The organism is Leifsonia shinshuensis, from assembly GCF_031456835.1.
GTDB lineage: Bacteria > Actinomycetota > Actinomycetes > Actinomycetales > Microbacteriaceae > Leifsonia > Leifsonia shinshuensis_C.
Genome location: NZ_JAVDVK010000001.1, coordinates 2,001,852 through 2,018,357 on the forward strand (window position 1 = coordinate 2,001,852; position 16,506 = coordinate 2,018,357).

The 16,506-nt window shown below is 70.2% G+C and carries 12 protein-coding genes; 1 reads left to right on the top strand and 11 read right to left on the bottom strand.

The features are described from left to right. Window positions 1-13: 13 nt before the first annotated feature. Genes iolG through J2W45_RS09860 form a run of 8 tightly spaced genes read right to left on the bottom strand, consistent with a single transcriptional unit; the run spans window position 14 to window position 8,764 of the window. Window positions 14-1,024 (bottom strand): inositol 2-dehydrogenase, encoded by a 1,011-nt coding sequence (gene iolG, locus J2W45_RS09825; protein ID WP_310131276.1) that lies wholly within the window; start codon window positions 1,022-1,024, stop codon window positions 14-16. Between the two features lie 14 nt (window positions 1,025-1,038). Then, window positions 1,039-1,950 carry a sugar phosphate isomerase/epimerase family protein gene (locus J2W45_RS09830; RefSeq protein ID WP_310131279.1) on the bottom strand — a complete coding sequence of 304 codons (912 nt, stop codon included), beginning with the start codon at window positions 1,948-1,950 and terminating at the stop codon, window positions 1,039-1,041. Further along, window positions 1,947-3,872, bottom strand: coding sequence for a 3D-(3,5/4)-trihydroxycyclohexane-1,2-dione acylhydrolase (decyclizing) (gene iolD, locus J2W45_RS09835; RefSeq protein ID WP_310131282.1), 1,926 nt, complete (start codon window positions 3,870-3,872; stop codon window positions 1,947-1,949). Before iolD ends, J2W45_RS09830 begins: the two co-directional genes overlap by 4 nt. Next, window positions 3,869-4,780, bottom strand: a complete 912-nt coding sequence (iolB, locus tag J2W45_RS09840) for a 5-deoxy-glucuronate isomerase (protein WP_310131284.1) — start codon at window positions 4,778-4,780, stop codon at window positions 3,869-3,871. The genes iolD and iolB overlap by 4 nt, the downstream gene beginning before the upstream one ends. Window positions 4,781-4,798: 18 nt before the next feature. Continuing rightward, window positions 4,799-6,304: a CoA-acylating methylmalonate-semialdehyde dehydrogenase gene (locus J2W45_RS09845; RefSeq protein WP_310131287.1), complete on the bottom strand. Its 1,506-nt coding sequence runs from the start codon at window positions 6,302-6,304 to the stop codon at window positions 4,799-4,801. Between the two features lie 27 nt (window positions 6,305-6,331). After that, window positions 6,332-7,216 (bottom strand): class I fructose-bisphosphate aldolase, encoded by an 885-nt coding sequence (locus tag J2W45_RS09850; RefSeq protein ID WP_310131288.1) that lies wholly within the window; start codon window positions 7,214-7,216, stop codon window positions 6,332-6,334. Further along, window positions 7,203-8,168: a 5-dehydro-2-deoxygluconokinase gene (gene iolC, locus J2W45_RS09855; RefSeq protein WP_310131289.1), complete on the bottom strand. Its 966-nt coding sequence runs from the start codon at window positions 8,166-8,168 to the stop codon at window positions 7,203-7,205. The genes J2W45_RS09850 and iolC overlap by 14 nt, the downstream gene beginning before the upstream one ends. Window positions 8,169-8,227: 59 nt before the next feature. Further along, the gene (locus J2W45_RS09860; protein WP_310131290.1) at window positions 8,228-8,764 is read right to left on the bottom strand and encodes a TetR/AcrR family transcriptional regulator; all 537 of its coding nucleotides are present in this window, start codon (window positions 8,762-8,764) and stop codon (window positions 8,228-8,230) included. Between the two features lie 145 nt (window positions 8,765-8,909). On the opposite strand from J2W45_RS09860, the gene J2W45_RS09865 reads away from it, so the two are divergent. After that, a complete protein-coding gene (locus J2W45_RS09865) occupies window positions 8,910-11,876 on the top strand; it encodes a glycoside hydrolase family 2 TIM barrel-domain containing protein (protein ID WP_310131293.1) in 2,967 nt (988 codons plus the stop codon). 37 nt (window positions 11,877-11,913) lie between these two features. Here the strand turns inward: J2W45_RS09865 and J2W45_RS09870 are convergent, their stop codons facing one another. From J2W45_RS09870 to J2W45_RS09880, 3 genes are all read right to left on the bottom strand, one after another. Further along, window positions 11,914-14,637, bottom strand: coding sequence for a glycoside hydrolase family 38 N-terminal domain-containing protein (locus J2W45_RS09870; protein ID WP_310131296.1), 2,724 nt, complete (start codon window positions 14,635-14,637; stop codon window positions 11,914-11,916). Between the two features lie 65 nt (window positions 14,638-14,702). Then, a complete protein-coding gene (locus tag J2W45_RS09875; RefSeq protein ID WP_310131297.1) occupies window positions 14,703-15,560 on the bottom strand; it encodes a carbohydrate ABC transporter permease in 858 nt (285 codons plus the stop codon). After that, the gene (locus J2W45_RS09880; protein WP_310131298.1) at window positions 15,557-16,504 is read right to left on the bottom strand and encodes a carbohydrate ABC transporter permease; all 948 of its coding nucleotides are present in this window, start codon (window positions 16,502-16,504) and stop codon (window positions 15,557-15,559) included. The genes J2W45_RS09875 and J2W45_RS09880 overlap by 4 nt, the downstream gene beginning before the upstream one ends. Window positions 16,505-16,506: the final 2 nt, after the last annotated feature.

The window sequence follows — 16,506 nt, forward strand, 5'->3', positions numbered from 1 at the left end:
CTCCCGGCTCCCCTCAGTCGAGGTCGACAGGCACCGACCGGCCGGTCTCAGCGGACCGCTGCGCCGCCTCTGCCAGGACGAGCGCCGCGCGGCCGTCCTCGAAGGTCGGACTTTCCGATGGCTCCCCGCGCACGGTCGAGACGAACGCCTCCAACTCGGCGGCGTAGGCTTCCCGATAGCGGTCGAGGAAGAAGTCCTGATAGGGCGGCCGGGCCTCGACGGCCGCAGCCGTGGACACGCTGACGAGCGAGGTCGGCGCATTGGCCACGTTCAGCACCCCCCGCGAACCGAACGCCTCCATGCGCTGGTCGTACCCCACGGCACTGTGCCGGGAGTTGACGATGGTGACCAGGGCGCCACTCCGGGAGCGGAGGACGACCACGGCCGTGTCGAAGTCGCCGTGCTGTCGAGCCCCCTCGTCGAAGAGCGTCGAACCGGACGCCTGCACCTCGACGATGTCGGGCAGGAAGAACCGCGCCATATCGAAGTCGTGGATGGTCATGTCCCGGAAGATGCCGCCGGAGACGCCCACATAGTCCGCGGGCGGCGCGGCCGGGTCGCGACTGGTGATCGTGAGTTGCTCCAGCTCACCGATCTCGCCGGCCCGGACGCGCGCACGGACGTCGGCGAACGCGGGGTCGAACCGCCGGTTGAAGCCGATCGCCACCGGCACCGGCGAGGCGGCGACTCTGCCCCTCAGAGCATCCACCGCGGCCAGGTCGAGGTCGATCGGCTTCTCGCAGAGCACGGGCAGGCCCGCGTCGAGTGCAGCGGAGATCAGCGGGACGTGCGTCGGCGTGGGCGAGGCGATCAGGACCGCGTCGAGGTCCCCCGCCGCCAGCAGCTCGTCGGCGCTGTCGGTCGGCGTGCCGCCGAAGCGGGCGGCGACCGAGCGGGCTCCCTCCACGAAGGGATCCGCGACCCGGGAGAGCGCGGTGCGTGGGTTCTCGGCGATGCTGCGGGCGTGCACCTGACCGATGCGGCCGGTGCCGATCAGTCCGAACCGGATCGGCGAATCGTTCACGGGGGCTCCTTCTCTCAGCACCACGGGCGCAGTGCGTCGCGATTGATCTTCTGGTCGGCTGCGCGCGAACGCCTGAAGTCGGGCAGCGAGACGTCCGGCGCCGGCAGGACATCCTGCTCGACGACGATCCAGCCGTCGAACCCGATCGCCTCGACGGCGGCGAGCACAGCGGCCAGGTCGATGTCCCCGCTTCCGAAGGCGACGAACGCCCCGGACGACCAGACTTCGCGCATCCCGCCGCCCGCGGACAGGACGGCGTGCAGCTCGGACCGGTCGACGTCCTTCAGATGGAGGTGGTTGATCCGGCCGGCCCAGGCCGTCAGCGCAGCGACGGGGTCGCCTCCGCCGATGAGGAGGTGTCCGGTGTCCAGCGTGAGCCCCACATCGACGCGCTCGAGGAAGACGCCGATCTCCTCCGGCGATTCGACGAAGGTGCCCGCGTGGTGGTGGAAGGTCGGCTCGAACCCGGCCGCCCTTACCCGGTCGGCGGCGATGGCCGCATTGGCCGCGAGCCGCTCCCACCCGGACGGGTCCAGTGCGCCGATGCCGGAGCCCGGAGCACGCCGGCGCTCCGGCGACCCGCTGTCGGCGAGGGTGGGCTTCGGCAGCCGACGCGGTGCCGCCTCCGCGGCCTCGGAGAAGACGGCGAGCGCCGCGTCGAGGTCGAGGAGCGACGCCCGGAAGGCCTCGTCGTCCGTGAAGGGGAGCTCGACCCAGCCGCCGGCCAGTTCGAGGCCTCGGCTCGCGAGGCGGTCGCGGAGCACGCGACCACGACCGAGGAATCCGAGGGGGCCGAGGTCGACGCCGGCGTATCCGGTCTCGGCCAGGATGTCCAGGATGTCATCAGCCGAGAGCGTCGCCGCCCCGTCCGGGGTCATCTCGAAGACGCCGAAGCTCACCGGGGCTCCGGCAACGGTCACGTTCATCGGTTGTCCTCCCGGCCCAGCAGCGGCCGCCTCGACCGCGCAAGGCGCTCGTATTCGGCGCGGGCCGCCTGCGTGCTCTCCAGCCGTGAGACCTCGGCGACCGGCACGTCCCACCACCCTCCGCCGTCGGGGGCGTACACGAAGGGATCCGACTCGATGTGGATCAGTGTCGTCCGGTCGGACGCCTTGGCGGACGCGACGGCGTCGGACAGTCGGGCGATCGCATCCTCGCCCGGCGCGATCTCGATCACGTCGACGCCGTAGCTGCGGGCGTTTGCGGCCAGGTCGACCGGTACGAAGGCTCCGGTCTCGAAGTTCGCGGCGCCCGCGTCGCGATAGCGGTAGCGCGTTCCGTAGCGTTGCGACCCGACGGTCTCGGAGAGATGCCCGATCGACGCGAAGCCCTGGTTCTGGACCAAGACCACCACGATCTTGAGGCCTTCCGCGATCGCCGTGGCCAGCTCGGAGTGCAGCATGAGGTAGGAGCCGTCACCGACCATCACGATCACGTCGCGGTCGTCGCCGGCAGCCTCCAGCCCGCGCTTCACGCCGAGGCCGCCGGCGATCTCGTACCCCATCGTCGAGAAGGCGTACTCGACGTGGTAGCCCAGCGGGTCGCGCACGCGCCACAGCTTGTGGAGGTCGCCCGGGAGCGAACCCGCCGCCTGCACGACCACGTCGCGCGGGTCCGTCGCGCGCTGGACCGCGCCGATGATCTCCGGCTGGCCGGGCAGCTCGGCCCCCGTGGGGGCGAGCGCGCGGTCCGCGACAGCATCCCACTCCCGCTTCTCGTCCACGACGCGGTCGCGGTATCCGGAGTCGACCACGGTTCCGGCGAGCGCTGCGCGCAGAGCGTCGAGGGCCTCCCGCGCGTCGGCGATCACGGGGACCTGCGTGCCATGCTTGAAGGCGTCGACGCCGGCGACGTTGATGTTCACGAAGGCGACGTCCGCATCCTGGAACGCCGTGCGGCTGGCTGTCGTGAAGTCGCTGTACCGGGTTCCGATGCCGATGACGAGGTCGGCCTCGGCGGCGAGGCGGTTGGCGGCCGACGTGCCGGTCGCGCCGACGCCGCCGAGGTACTGCGGGTGGTCCCAGTCGAGGGATCCGCCGCCGGCCTGGGTGGTTCCCACCGGGATGCCGGTCTCCTCGACGAACGCGCGGAGTGCGCCCTCGGCGCCGGCGTAGAGCACGCCGCCGCCCGCGACGATGAACGGACGCTTCGCCTCGCGGATCGCGCCCGCCGCCGCCTCGAGGGCCCAGCGCTCCGGCAGCGGACGCCGGATGCGCCACTCTCGGGGCTGCAGGAACTCCGCCGGCACGTCCAGGGCCTCGGCCTGCACATCCTCCGGAAGCGCGATGGTGACCGCGCCGGTCTCGGCCGGGTCGGTCAGCACCCGCATCGCGGCGAGCGCGATGGAGAACAACTGCTCCGGCCGCTGCACCCGATCGAAGAACCGGGACACCGGGCGGAACGCGTCGGTGACCTGCATCCCGGGGTCGTGCGGGTGCTCCAGCTGCTGCAGCACCGGGTCGGCGACACGGGTGGCGAAGGTGTCGGACGGCAGCAGCAGGGCCGGGAGACGGTTGGCCGTCGCGAGCGCCGCGCCCGTGAGCATGTTCGCCGCGCCAGGGCCGACCGACGCCGTCGACGCAAGCGTCGCTCGCCGACGGTGGATGCGCGCGTAACCGACGGCCTGGTGCACCATGGCCTGCTCGTTGCGCGCCTGGTAGTAGGGCATCAGCCGCGGGTCCACAGCGTTCGCCTGCGCCAGCGCCTGGCCGAGGCCGGCGACGTTGCCGTGCCCGAAGATACCGAGCATTCCGGGCACCGTCCGCTCGCGCACATCGCCGTCGACCGTCCACTGGTTCGCCAGGAACTCGACGAGCGCCTGGCCGACGGTCATCCTGAGGGTGGTCATCGCGTGTCTCCTCCGTGGTTCGGGGCGGCGGGCAGGTACGGGAGGCGTCCGTCCTGCTGCTTCGTCGCCCAGGTGTCGCGCAGCCAGGCCTGGCGCGGGTCGTCGCTGACCAACCAGACGCGCTCCTCACCCGGGCCCGCCATGACGTTGAGATAGTAGAGGTCGTACTCGGGCGGCGCGACGGCCGGCCCGTGGTATCCGAACGGCACGAGCGCGATGTCGCCGGTGCGCACCAGGGCGTTCGTCTCGATGGCGCCCGCAGGGGAACCGTAGGTCGCGAAGGTGCCGAATGCGTCGTGGCCGGCCGGGGCGCTCAGACCTCGGGCGGGCGCCGCCTCGAAGTAGTAGATCTCCTCGAGCTGCGACTCACGACCGTCCACGTGCTCGTCGTGCTTGTGGGCGGGATGCGACGACCAGTTGCCCGCGGGGGTGATCACCTCGCACACGATGAGCGACGCGGCGTCGAGAGCCGCCGGCGTGCCGAAGTTGTGGACCTGCCGGGTGGCCGCCCCCGCGCCGCGCAGTTCGACGGGCACCGCATCGCGCGGGATGTGGACGGACGGCTTGCGGATTCCGGTCGGCGCTTCGGCGACCGCGACGCGGCCGGTGCCGCTGATGGAGAGGCCGTTCCCCGCGCCGACGTAGAGCACGTCCGTCGGGCCGTCGAACACGTTCGACCTCCCGGCCAGCTGTGTGCTGCGGCCCTCGTGATCCACCGAGAACGACCCGGCGAGCGGCACCACGATGCGTTCGACGTCGCCCGCCGCGAGCGCCACCGAGCCCCCCGCGAGCTCCGCCACGCGCAGGCCGGTGTGCTGCCAGCCGGGGAGGGTGGAGTCGACCACCGACTCCCACGGGCCGTCCGCCAGGCTCTCCCGCGGGAAGAACCACTCGTTGCTCAGCGCCATCGTCGTGCCGCTCCCGCCTCAGTCGTTCTTCGGGAAGCCGAGGTTGATCCCGCCGTGCGACGGGTCGAGCCAGCGGCTGGTGATCGCCTTGAGCTGCGTGAAGAACTTCACGCCTTCGCTGCCGTGCGCCTTGGTGTCGCCGAACAGCGAGTCCTTCCATCCGCCGAAAGAGAACGTCGCGACAGGGACCGGGATGGGCACGTTGATGCCGATCATCCCGACCCGGACCTCCTTCTGGAACCGCCGGGCGGCGCCGCCGTCGTTGGTGAAGATGGCGGTGCCGTTTCCGAACGTGCCGGCGTTGATCAGGTCGACGCCCGCCTCGAAAGAGGGGACGCGGACGACCGCGAGCACCGGGCCGAAGATCTCTTCGGTGTACGCCCGGGACGAGGTCGGCACGCGGTCCAGGAGGGTCGGGCCGAGCCAGAAGCCGTTCGGGTCGCCGTCCGGGTTCACCGTGCGGCCGTCGACCACGACCGTGGCCCCGTCGGCTTCGGCGATGTCGATGTAGCCGGCGACCTTGTCGCGGTGCTGCTTCGTGACCAGCGGACCCATGTCGCAGCCGCGACGGCCGTCGCCGATGCGCAGGGCCGCCATCCGCTCGGCGATCTTCGCGATGAGTGCGTCCGCGACCGGCTCGACGGCGACCACGACGGAGATCGCCATGCACCGCTCGCCCGCCGATCCGAACCCGGCGTTGATGGCGGAGTCGGCCGTCAGGTCGAGGTCGGCGTCCGGCAGCACCAGCATGTGGTTCTTGGCCCCGCCGAGCGCCTGCACGCGCTTGCCGTGCCGGGTGCCGGTCTCGTAGACGTAGCGGGCGATCGGTGTCGAGCCGACGAAGGAGATCGCTGCGACATCGGGATGGGTGAGGAGACCGTCCACCGCTTCCTTGTCGCCGTTGAGAACGGTGAAGACGCCGTCGGGCAGGCCGGCCTCCTTCCACAGCTCCGCCAGCCAGATCGCGGCCGACGGGTCCTTCTCCGACGGCTTCAGCACGACAGTGTTGCCCGCGGCGATCGCGATGGGGAAGAACCAGGCCGGAACCATCGCCGGGAAGTTGAACGGCGAGATGATCCCTACGACGCCGAGCGGCTGGCGGGTGGAGTACACATCGACCCCGGTGGACACCTCCTCCGAGAACTCGCCCTTGAGATGGTGGGCGAGGCCCGTCGCGAACTCGACCACCTCCTGGCCGCGGCTTATCTCGCCCAGCGCGTCGGACAGGACCTTGCCGTGCTCGCTGGTGATGATCTCGGCCAGCTCGCCCTTGCGCGCGTCCAGCAGCTCCCGGAACCGGAACAGGATCGTCTGCCGCTTCGCGAGAGACATCCCCGACCATGCCGGGAACGCGGCCTTCGCGGAAGCGATCGCGGCCTCGATCTCGCTGGCGTCTGCCAGCGCAACACGCTTGGTCTCGACGCCGAGTGCGGGATCGAACACCGGGGCGGTGCGGCCGCTGGCAGACGGGTACGCGGCGCCGCCGATCCAGTGCGGCACGACGGGCAGGGTGTTGGAGGTCATGGCGTTCCTTCGATGGTCATTGCGGTGTCAGTGTCCGTGGACGAGCCCGGCGGCGATGTCGACCGCCGCGGCGACGTCGCCGTCCGGAGGATAGAGGAGGGTACGGCCGACGACGAGTCCGTGCACGCCCGGGAGCTCGAGTGCTGCGCCCCAGGCCTCGAACGTCTGTTCCGGCGCGGCGTCGGTGTCGCCTCCGAGCAGAAGCGTCGGCAGGGTCGTCGACTTCATGACCCGCTCCATCTCCGGGACGACCGGGAGCTTGAGCCAGGTATACGCCGACGACGCCCCCAGCCCGGAAGCGATGGCGATCGAGGTGATCACGGCGTCCGCCGTCAAGTCGTTGACGATGCGGCCGTCTTGCCACCGGCTGATGAACGGCTCCAGCATGATCGGCAGGCGAGCGCTGGACGCGGCCGTCACGGCGTCCGCCGTCCTCTCCAGGGTGCGGACCGTCGCCTGGTCCTCCAGGTTCACCCGCAGCAGCAGCTTGGTCGCATCGAGGCCGTCACGCACCGCGGAGGGCACGTCGTAGCCGGTGTAGCGATCATCCATCTCGAAGACAGAGCCGCGCAGCCCGCCGCGGTTCATCGACCCGACCACGACCTTGCCGTCGAGCGCACCGAGCAGTGCGAGGTCCTCGACGATGTCCGGGGTTCCGAGCACGCCGTCCACCCCCGGACGCGAAAGTGCCAGGGTGAGGCGCTCCAGCAGGTCGTACCGGTCGGCCATCGCCATGCCGTCGTTCCGGACGCCGAGTGCTCCGCGGGCGGGGTGGTCGGCCGCGACGATGAACAGCCTCCCGTCCCCCCGGACCAGCGGTCTCCGTGCCCGCGCGTCCAGAGCGGTCCGGATGGCGCCCGGGTCGCTGAGCCGGAGCTCGCGGAGGCGGGCGAAGGCTTCAGCCGTCGACATGCTCGAGTCCCTTCAGCACATCTTCGACCTCCGTGGTCGTGGGCATCGCGGTCGAGCATTCCCGCCGGGTCGCGACGATGGCGCCGGCGATGTTGGCGAAGCGGATGACGCGCTCCAGCGACCAGTCCTGCAGGAGCCCGTAGCAGAGCGCGCCGCCGAAGCCGTCGCCCGCGCCCAGGCCGTTGACGACCTGGACGGCGTAGGGAGGGACCTCGACCGTCTCGGTGCGGGTCTTGGCGAGCACCCCTCGCGGGCCCTGCTTCACGACTGCCAGCTCGACGCCGCGCTCCAGGAGTGCGTCGGCCGCGCGCACGGGGTCCGCCTCGCCGACCGCGACCTCGCATTCCTCGCGGTTTCCGACGGCCACCGTGACATGCTCGAGTGCCCGCCTGACCTGCGTCGACGCCGCCTCGGCCGAATCCCAGAACATCGGCCGGTAATCCAGGTCGAGAACGGTGAGCGGCGCCCGTCCCCGCGCCTCCCAGGCGGCGAGGTGAGCTGTGCGGCTCGGCTCGCGCGAGAGACCGGTGACGGTCGCCCAGAAGATGCGCGCCCGTGCGATGGCGTCGAGGTCGAGCTGCTCGGCCGTGATCGCGAGGTCGGGGGCGATCGGATCCCGGTAGAAGTAGAGCGGGAAGTGGTCGGGAGGGAAGATCTCGCAGAAGGTGATCGGCGTCTTAAGCGTGGGGTCCGTGCCGACAAAGCGGTCGTCGACTCCCAGCCGTCGCAGCTCACGCCGGGCGTAGCGCCCGAAGGGGTCGTCGCCGGTCGCCGTGATGACCGCAGAACGCAGGCCGTGACGTGCCGCGGCGATGGCGACGTTGGTCGCACTCCCCCCGAGGTACTTGCCGAAGGTCTCGACGTCTTCGAGTCCCACACCGTCTTGCAGCGGGTAGAGGTCCACGCCGATACGACCGATCGTGATCAGGTCGTGCCTTTCGAGCTCGGTCATGCAGGCTGACTCCTTCGTCCGGGGGTTCTGGCGCCGTCTCGAATCTATACTTTGTTCTATCAAACTGACAAATCAGTGCGAAGAACCGTCTCGAAGAACGCGGTGAGGTCGGATGCCGGGTCGACGCGGTCAGGCGCGTAGAGCCATTGCAGCTGAACGCCCTCCCAGAGCGACAGAAGCAGACGTGCCGCGTCGGCCGGGTGGACACCGTCTCGCAGGCGGCCCGCTGCGGAGAGCTGCTCGAACTCCCCGGTGAACTCCCTGCGGAGGCGCTCCTGGCGCTCCGCGAAGTAGCCGTGGGCTGGGTGATCCTCGGCGACGGCTTCGGCCGAGAGGACCGTGAACAAGGCGATGATCCCGGGAGTCTTGAGGTTCTCCCGCGCCCGCGCGACGACCCGCTCGTCGAACCGCTCAACACCGCCGACCGGATCGGCCCCGAGCTCGTCGCGGTAGTCGAGCACCGCGAGGAGCAGGCCCTCCTTGTCGGCGAAATGGTGCTGGATCGAGCTGAGACTCACACCCGCGGCAGCAGCGATATCGCGCAGAGAGCTGGTGCGATAGCCGTGCACCGAGAACTGCCGGAACGCCTCCAGCACGATCTGCCGCCGCCGGGCGGCGCTCTTCGAGTACGGCCCCCGTTTCCGGGCCGCAGATCCGCTCTCGTCCACGATCGCTCCCCAAAATGGTTCAGGTGTATTAGTTTAGACGCCGGAGATGCCGAATGCCAGAGGAGGACCGCGCATGCCCGTCCCGCGTTACCTGTCGGAGACCGCGTCCGGTCACGGCGCCCGGGTGCCCGCACGATCGCGGGTCACCACCGACGCACCGGAGCTCTCGCTCAACGGGATATGGCGGTTCCGGTTGTCCCCGACGGCCAATGTCACCGACGACATGGCGTCCCCCGGGTTCGACGACACCTCCTGGGCACCGATGCCCGTCCCCTCGCACTGGGTGCTCGGAAAGAACGGTCGCTTCGGCTCACCCGCCTACACGAACATCCGGTACCCGTTCCCCGTCGATCCACCTCACGTCCCGGATGAGAACCCCACCGGCGACTACCGGCGCACGTTCACCGTGCCGGAGGCGTGGCCGCGGGAGGGCCGGACGCTCCTCCGGTTCGATGGCGTCGAGTCGATGTACCGGGTCTGGCTGAACGGCGACGAGGTCGGCGTCGCGACAGGGAGCCGGCTCGTGCAGGAGTTCGACGTGACCGCGCTGGTGCGCCCCGGGGGGAACCTGATCGTGGTCCGCGTGCACCAGTGGTCCCCCGGAAGCTACCTCGAGGACCAGGACCAGTGGTGGCTGCCCGGCATCTTCCGCGACGTCACCCTGCTCGCCCGGCCGGACGACGGCGTGGACGACGTCTGGCTGCGCACCGGATGGGAGAACGGAGCCGGCTGGATCGATCCGGAGATCACCGCATCCTCGGACGCCTATCCCGTCACCCTGCGCATCCCCGAACTGAACGTCGAGCGCACCTGGCGGTCACCGGCGGACGTCGGCCGGTTCCCGGTGGGCGACGCCGAGCCGTGGACGGCGGAGACGCCGCGGCTGTACACCGTGACGGTGCACGCCGCCGGCGAGACCGTGACTGTTCGGACCGGGTTCCGGACGGTCGAGATCGTCGGCGACCGCTTCCTGGTCAACGGACGGCGCATCGTGTTCCACGGGATGAACCGGCACGAGACCCACCCGGAGCGCGGCCGCGTGTTCGATGAGGACCATGCCCGCGCCGACCTCGCCATGATGAAGCGGTTCAATGTGAACGCCATCCGCACCAGCCACTACCCGCCGCACCCCCGGCTGCTCGACATCGCCGACGAGCTGGGATTCTGGGTGGTGCTGGAGTGCGATCTGGAGACGCACGGGTTCGAAGCCGGCGGCTGGGCGCGCAATCCGAGCGACGACCCCGCCTGGCGTGATGCCTACCTCGACCGGATCGAGCGCACCGTCGAACGGGACAAGAACCATCCGAGCATCGTGATGTGGTCGCTCGGCAACGAGGCCGGGACCGGTGCGAACCTCGCGGCGATGTCCGCCTCGGTCCACGCCCGCGACCCGCACCGCCCGGTGCACTACGAAGGCGATCACACCGGGGAGTACACCGATGTGTACTCCCGCATGTACGCCTCGGTCCCCGAAACGGAGGCGATCGGAACAGACGGTTCGTCTGCTCCGCTGCTGGAGTGCACGCCCGCGCAGGGCGCCCGGCAGCGCACCAAGCCGTTCCTTCTGTGCGAGTACGCGCACGCGATGGGCAACGGCCCCGGCGCCCTCGATCAGTACGAGGCCGTGGTCGACCGGCTTCCCCGGTTGCACGGCGGCTTCGTCTGGGAATGGCGCGATCACGGCATCCTGACCCGGACGGCCGAAGGGGTGCCGTTCTACGGGTATGGCGGCGATTTCGGTGAGGTGATCCACGACGGCAACTTCGTCATGGACGGCATGGTGCTCTCCGACGGCCGGCCCACGCCTGGGCTTCACGAGTTCGCCGCGGTGGTCCAACCGATCCGGTTCCGGTTCGACGGCGGGACCGTCGCAATGGAGAACCGGAGGCGGTTCGCCGACACGGCCGACCTGGAGTTCAGCTGGCAGATCGAGCACGATGGCACGCGAGTCGCGGGCGGCGTGTTCGCGCTCGATGCCATCCCCGCCGGCGGCACGACGACGATGCCGCTGCCCGGAGAGCACATCGCCGCCGAGGGCGAGACGTGGCTGTCAGTGCAGGCGGCGCTCGCGCGTGACACCGCCTGGGCGCCGGCCGGCCACGTGCTCGCCCGCGCACAGCACGACCTGACCGCTGCGCGACCGGAGGCCAGTCGGCCCCGCCCGGCCGACTGGCATGACGCGGGCGGCACGGTCGCTCTGGGAATCGGCGAGTTCGAAGGCGGCCGGCTCGTCCGGCTCGCCGGTCGTGCCGTCGCCGGTCCACGGCTGGAGCTTTTCCGCGCACCGACCGACAACGACCGCGGGGAGAGCACCGTCAACGAGCCGGAGCATCAGGACAGCGCGCCGGGGCTCTCGAACGCCGCGGAATGGCACGGGCTCGGACTCGACCGACTCACGCACCGACTCGTGAGCGTCCAGGAGGCGCCCGGCGCGCTGCGGACGTTGACGCGGGTCGCGCCGGCGGCAAGCCTGCACTCCGTCCTGGTCGAATCCGTCTGGACGCTCCTCGACGACGGCCGGCTGGAGTTGCGGGTGGAGGTCGAGCCCTCCCCCGGCTGGCCGAGCGTGTGGCCGAGGATCGGCGTGCGGTTCGACCTGCCGGACGACGGGGGAAGCCTCCCGGAGGTCGAGTGGTTCGGGACGGGCCCGCTGGAGTCGTACCCGGACAGCCGTCGCGCCGCGCGTGTCGGCCGGTTCACCTCCAGTCTCGAAGACCTGACGGTCGATTACGCCCGGCCGCAGGAGTCCGGCCATCGCTCCGACCTCCGGGAACTCTTGTTCGGTCCGGTCAGGTTGACCGCGCTGCCTGATCTCCGTGGCCGCCGCCCGGGATTCACGATCACGCGGCACACCCCGCAGCAGGTCGCCGACGCCGCTCATCCCCACGAACTGCCGGCATCCCGGACCTCGTACCTGTTCATCGACGCCGCACAGCACGGGCTCGGCTCGCGCGCGTGCGGGCCGGACGTGTGGCCCGACTTCGCCCTCCGGCCCGAGGCGCGAACCATCCGGCTCCGCTTCGACTCCCCTGCCCACTGACCGCGCGACTGCTCACCCCGGAAGGATGCCGTGCGGGTCAGCGCAGCACGAGGGTGCGGATCTCCCAGGGACCGAGCGTCAGGTCGCAGGCGCCGTCGGCCTGTTCGACCGCGATCGTCCGGCCGAGCAGGTCGACCTGGGCGGCCTCCGTGAACTCGCCGGTCAGGGTCGGGGTCGCACCGTCGTCCGACATCGCGACGAGCCGGACCTCGACCCCCGGCCGGCCGTCGAGCGTCACGCGGCGGACGCTCGACACCAGCGTGTCGCGGCCGTGGACGGCGAGGCCGCTCATCGCCTCCGGAAGCGCGCCGCCGACCGGAGCGGTTCCCCGGGCGACCAGGACGTCGTTGCGGAACTCCTCCGCCAGAGCGACGGCGTTCGCGCCCCGCCACCCGGCGGCCGACGGCACGATCGCAAGGCGGTTCTCGACCCGGACCCCCAGGTCCTGCGCGCCGGGCGCGGCGATCTCCGTCGCCGCCGGCTCGTCACGCAGCGGGTGGATGTTCACACTGATCGACCCGATCGCCCGCAGCAGGGTGATCGCGAGCTCGGAGCCGCCCTCGACGACCTCGTACTCGGTGGCGTGATCCACGAGCACGGTGGCCGCGCCGGCCGAGACGAACTCGCTCGCCGGGAACGTGGGAAGCGGGAACTCGCCCCAACCCCCCTCGGCCTCGAGCCCACGCTCGGTCACGGCGAACTGGCCGGAGGACGCGGACACGGCCACCGGTTCCGGGAGCGGGACGTGCAGCCGGAGGCGGTGGTCGGCCGACCGGTTCAGGAAGGACACCGAGACACGGACGAACGGCTCGGCCTGGCGCAGCTCGACGACGGTCTCGACCGGGGTCGGTACCGTCTCCTCCGACCGCACATCCCGATCCCCGGACAGTGAGACGGGCCAGTCGTACACGCGGGTGATGAGCAGCCGCGCCCGCAACGGCCCCGACTCGACGAGCTCGATCGCAACGCTGCTCGGTTCGGAGATGACGACGCCCGACGCAGGCGGGGCGTAGTTGTAGCTGTCGCCGCGGTCTCCCCCATCGACGAGCCGGCCGACACCGCGCAGCACGGTGCCGTCCGCGCCCGTCACGGTCAGCAGTCCGTCGCCGGCGACCTCGACCGCGACGAGGCCGTTGGTGAGACGGCGCGGGGTCGCAGTGACCGACTCGACGTGGGGCTCCGCGACGGCATCGCCGGGAACGAGTCGGAACGCGGTCGCACCCGAGGCGGCGACATCGACGGGGACGACCGCGGTCACCCGCGCCTCCTCCAGCGTCAGGACCCGCCAGACGCCCGGGTGCTCGACAGCCGCCTGTGCGACCTCCGTGCGGAGCCGGAGCAGATCGAACTCGGCCGTCGCCGGAACCTCCGCGAGGTGGAAGACGAGGGAGCCCGGCGTGAGTTCGTAGCGGTCGATGAGTCGGCCGAACAGCTCGCGGCGGTGGATCCGCCGCAGCACCCGCTCGAGCTGCGGCGCCTCCACGACCTCATCGCTGAGCACTGTCGGCGCCTCAGAGGTCATCTGCACCGGCCGAACGCGCCGGTCCGCGGTCACGGCCACGAGGGCGGACCCGTCGACGGGCGCGGCCGCGTCGACCTCGATCAAGGCAGTCCGCGGCACGGCGAGGGTGTTGACCACCAGATGGGCGTCCGACGGCACGACGGCTGCACCGGCGGCCAGAGCCCCGTCCCGGACGGCACGGGCGGCGTGCTGCGCCTCCGCGAGCCGAGCATCCACCTGCTCCACCGTCTCGTCGGTGCCGGAGCCGACGACGGAGTCGTGCGCGGTCGACTCGATGATCTTGCGCCAGGCGAGGGCGAGGAACGGCGACTCGTCCCGGTCCGGAGCGAAGAGGGCGAGCGCCCGCTCGGCCTCTCTCACAGTGCGCTCGGCGGTCGCCATCCGCTGCTTGAGTCCCAGCCGAACCGAGAGCACGCCGGGCAGGATGTTGCCGCGGGCGTGGCTGCGCAGCTCACCGCGCACCACGGCCGAGACCTCGTCCTGGATGTGAGCCCTCAGATATTCCTGCAACGTCGCGATGCGGATAGGCCGCTCGTCGGTCGACGCCGCCTGCAGCCACCGTCCGAGGTCGGGGTGCGGCGCGTTGTGGTCGGTGCCGGCCATCGCGAGCACCGGATCGTCGCCCCAACGCGTCAGCGTCTGGCGGGTGTAGTCGTCGAGCGCTCGTCCGATCTGATCGGGGACCAGGAGCACGTCGAGTCCGTTGTCGTAGCCGTCGAACAGGTACTCTGTGCGCACCCGCGAGCCGTCCGGCGCCTCCCACCAGAAGGCGTGGCCTTCGACGGAGCCGGGCACCCCGCGCCACAGAGCGGCGTCCTCGATCCCCGCACGGACGAGGATCTGCGGCATCTGGGCGACATGCCCGAACATGTCCGGCAGATAGCCCACCGGCATGCTCCCACCCAACTCGCGCGCCGAGGCCCATCCGGACTGCAGGTTCCGGACGATCGTCTCACCGGAGCAGAGGAATTCGTCCAGCAGGATGAGCCATGGCCCCACCGCGAGCTGCCCGGAGGCGACCAGCGCGGCAACCCGATCCCGATTCTCCGGCCGCATCTGCAGGTAGTCCTCCACCGCGGCCATCTGCCCGTCGACGGTGAACCGGAAACCTGGATCCGACTCCAGCACGTCGAGGATGAGGTCGAACGCCCCCACCAGTCGGTGCCGGAACACCTGGAAGGGCTCGTACCACTCGCGGTCCCAATGGAAGTGCGGAACGAAGACAGCGGAGGAGGGCATGGAGGGGGAATACCTTCTATGGTCGGGGGTCGCGGGCGTGATGGGATGCAGGAGGGTTCAGCCGGTCATTTGAGGGCGCCGGCGGCGATCCCGCTGCGCCAGTAGCGCTGCAGCACCAGGAACAGGATGATCACCGGGATGATGGACACCAGCGATCCGGAGATGACGGATCCCTGCAGCAGCGAGACCTTCGCGGTCTGGCCGTTCCATTCGTAGAGCCCGAGGGTGATCGGGAACAGCGACTCCTTCTGCAGCATGACCATCGGGAGGAAGAAGTTGTTCCAGATACCCACGAACTGGAACAGGAAGATCGTCACGAGCGACGGGACCATCAGCCGGAACGCGACGGAGAAAAAGGTGCGGAACTCCCCCGCGCCGTCCAGCCGGGCCGACTCGAGCAGCTCCTCCGGCACCGCCGCCGCGGTGAACACCCGGGCGAGGTAGACCCCGAACGGGCTGACGATGCTCGGCAGGAAGACGGCGAGGTAGGTGTTCACCAACCCGGTCGCCGAGAACAGAAGGAAGAGCGGCAGCGCGAGGGCCGTGCTGGGGACCAGCACGCCGCCGAGGATGACCGAGAAGAGCACCTCGCGGCCGCGGAACCGGAACTTCGCCAGCGCGTACCCGCAGAGGGCGGAGATGAGGGTTCCGACCACGGCGCCGAACACCGAATAGATGACGCTATTGATCGCCCACTGGCCGTAGATGCCGCCGTTGCGCCCGAACAGCGCTCCAAGGTTCTGGAACAGGTCGAAGTGCGAGAAGGCGAGACCGAAGGTCGACGCCAGGTCGCCCTGCGGTTTCGTCGCTGCGACGATCAGGACGTAGATCGGCAGGATGAAGTAGATGGCCAGGATGAACATGAGGGCCATCGCCGCCGTGCGGCTGACGCGGCTCTCGCGGATGGGTGCGCTGGTGCTCATAGGCCGGCCTTCCTCGACGTCAGTCGCATGAACGCGAAGCTCAGCACGAAGGTGATGACGGCGATCACGACCGAGATGGCGGCCGCCTGCTGGTAGTTGTTGCCGGACGCGACCGCGTAGGCGAGCATGTTCGGCGTGTAGGTGCTGGAGATGTTCGACGAGATCTGGCGCAGCACCGCCGGCTCGGCGTAGAGCTGCAGGGTCCCGATGATCGAGAACACGGTGGTGAGGATGATCGACGGCGTGATCATCGGCAGCTTGATCTGCCAGGCGATGACCCAGTTGGACGCGCCGTCCAGCTTCGCCGCCTCGTACAGCTCCTGCGGGATCGCTTGGAGCGCCGAGAACAGGATCAGCATGTTGTAGCCGGTCCAGAGCCAGGTGGAGATGTTGGCGGTGGACCACAGCACCCCGGACGGCCCGAGGAAGTCGGGCTGCAGCCCGATCGCCTTCAGGGCGTCGACGATCGGCGAGAACTGGGGCGAGTACAGGAACGACCACATGATGGCCGCGATGACTCCGGGCACGGCGTAGGGCATGAAGGCCGTGATGCGGAAGAACGCCTTGAGCTTCAGCAGAGGTGTGTCGAGCAGCAGCGCCATGACGAGGGCCACGAAGAGCATGACAGGCACCTGGACGATGCCGAAGAGCGCCACGCGCCCGACGCTGGTCCAGAAGTCGGCGTTCTGGAACACCTGGACGTACTGCGTGAAGCCGCCGAAGGCGGTGTACGGCACTCCGTACTGCCCCGCCGAGCGGCGAACGACGAGAAAGCTCTGCCAGATCGCGTAGCAGACCGGCACGACGTAGAAGAGCAGGAACGGCAGGAGGAACGGCACGATGAACGCGAAGATGACGCCGCCGCGAGGGCCGCCGCCGTTACGACGGCGACGACCCTCGGCAGTTGCGACCACGCGTGGGGCGCGGGTTGCGATTTCTGTCATGA